This is a genomic window from Chloroflexus sp. MS-G, from assembly GCF_000735195.1.
GTDB lineage: Bacteria > Chloroflexota > Chloroflexia > Chloroflexales > Chloroflexaceae > Chloroflexus.
In genome coordinates, this window is record NZ_JPIM01000227.1 from 1 (window position 1) to 2298 (window position 2298).

General features: G+C 50.8%; 2 protein-coding genes. One reads left to right on the forward strand and one right to left on the reverse strand.

The genetic code is table 11. The features are described from left to right. Nucleotides 1–1403: DUF11 domain-containing protein (locus JE47_RS0120015; RefSeq protein ID WP_031461436.1), on the reverse strand; the 1403-nt coding region annotated here is incomplete at its 3' end. A 131-nt stretch (nt 1404–1534) separates the two neighbouring features. Between JE47_RS0120015 and JE47_RS0120020 the strand changes: the two genes are divergently transcribed. Beyond that, entirely contained in the window at nt 1535–2287 is a 753-nt protein-coding gene (locus JE47_RS0120020; protein ID WP_031461435.1) for an alpha/beta fold hydrolase, read from the forward strand. Nucleotides 2288–2298 lie beyond the last annotated feature (11 nt).

The window sequence follows — 2298 nt, forward strand, 5'->3', positions numbered from 1 at the left end:
GGTTGATTAATCGTGACGCTATCGCTGGCCTGTACCTGAGGATATTGATTTCCGTATCCATCTTGATAGTCGAGTACGGCAGTATTAGTGAACGTAACTGAGCTGGTAAGAGATGGATCAACCTGGACTGTGATCGTAATCGTATCTGTTGCGTTGTAATTGAGCTGATTGGTACGAGTGTACACAACTGTTCCAGAGCTATGGGTGCAGGTACCGTTAGGTGCTGTACAGTTGAGAAAACTAACCTGTGGGGGCAATGTATCGGTCAGCACAACATTGTACGCAGCACCTGGCGACGTGATCGGGTTACCGGTATTGGTAAAGGTCAGTGTGTAGGTAATAACATCGCCCGGCGCGGCGACGGTCACGCCATCGGTTTTGCTCAGTGTAAGATTAGGGGCCGGTGGCGGACTCATGTAAGAAAGAGCGCTGGTTTGTCCTTCCTGAATGAACTGGTTGTTATTGTTTATACAAGACACAATCCGCCACCATCCGGGTGTAGGATTGGATATCGTATCGCCAACACGAGTGGCAGTAGTGCTATTATTCCAAACTGCATTTAATGATAATGTGCCGGCAGTACCACCAGTCAATCCATTTGGATCGTATACGTCGTTGGGTGAGTAGTATCTGACCCTGGTTGCATTGTCCATGTCAAAATTGTGAAACGTGACACTGTTTTGACCTGGTGCAACATACTCGTATAGGGTTAGGCAAGAAACGGAAGTAGCATCGTGCTGAAATGTTGTTGCAGACAGACCGATAGAAAGTTCATCACCAGTTCCCGGCAAGCCATCCGGGTCATCATAGTTGGTAGGAGGTGGGGTATCAGGATTCGCGTCGTCATCCGACCCGAAGCGTAATCGCCAGCTATTGTCGGCAGTGCCGTTGGTTTGAGCGCGTAGGATGTAGGTGCCGCACGTTACCGGTGCTAAAATCGTATACAGTCGTGTCCATTGCGGGCCAACAGTGTTCGGATTATATGTTACCTGAGTCAGTGAACCTGTGGCTCCTGGAGCAGGTTGAGTTGGTGGGTTGAGGGAAGTTCCAGGTCCGTAGACTTCAAATACAGTAGTACCAGTTGTAGTTATTTCATCTGAAACACCTCCCCCCGGTGTACCATTGAGATCGGGATGAAAGAGATCGATATGTATCGGTATACCTGAGGGCCAGCCACAGGGTACATGTAGAGTAAAATAGTGGTAACCATTGCCTGCACCTGCGCTTGAATTTGTATACCAGTCACCAATACCCAATGCACGACTAGGGCTAGATGTTTGAATGTAAAATGGTGTACCTGTCGACGGAACTACCACTGCTTCCACAGTGCTGCCACGACCTATCATTGTGACGACCAAGGTCAATATTGCAAGCAGGGCGATTATGGCACGATGAGACTTCATTGGTTATATCCTGGCGGGCTAGTACGATCTTCGGCTATACTTCGGTAGCTAGGAATACTATAGGTTATGTAGATGGTACTATAACCAGTAAAAGATTACAGAATGATTACAAAAATTGATTGCGAACAACCATGAACCACGTCCCTACTCGTTATGGTCTTATGCACTATTTCACCGTAGGTAATGGCCCGCCATTCGTTCTGCTGCACGGAAATACCTACAGCGCCACCACGCAGGTACGGCTAGCCCAACGCTTCGCCGACCAATTTACTGTCTACTCATTCGATTTGTTGGGGCACGGCGGCTCGGCACGCCCACCAGACTTGTTTACGCCACGCTACTTTCGTATGCAAGGAGAGGCAGTGGCTGATGCATTAGCCGGCTTATTCCGGGTGCCGGTACCGGTTTTCGGGATGAGCGCCGGTGGGATTAGCGCGCTAAATGCTGTCTGTATTCGGCCAGACAAGATTGCTGCTCTTATCCTGGACGGCGTGTTTGCCCGAGTTACGCGAGCAACATACGAAGCGCATCGGCAAGCAACTGCCAGTATGTCACCAAGCTGGCACCGCTACATGGCTACGCAGCACGGCGCCGACTGGTGGCCAATACTTAACGCCGGTGTTGAGTCGGTGATCGAACAACTCGCGGCACAAGAGGCATTGGTTACACCGTGTCTGGATCAGATTCAGGTACCGACAATCATCTTTCACGGTGGAAAAGACCCCTTCGTTCCCGATGAGCAGGCCCGTGCGGTTGCGGTTGGCATCCGCGGCGCACGCATCGTCTACGAGCCAGAGGCCGGGCATCTGATTGCCTGGCGTAATCCCGATGCCTTCCGTGCTCGGGTTGGCCGATTTCTGGCTGAACATGGGTTGATTGAGTAGAGAGGGAACGG

Coding starts and splice junctions, on each gene's coding strand:
- JE47_RS0120020 (WP_031461435.1), top strand. CDS start 1,535: ATGAACCACGTCCCTACTCGTTATGGTCTTATGCACTATTTCACCGTA.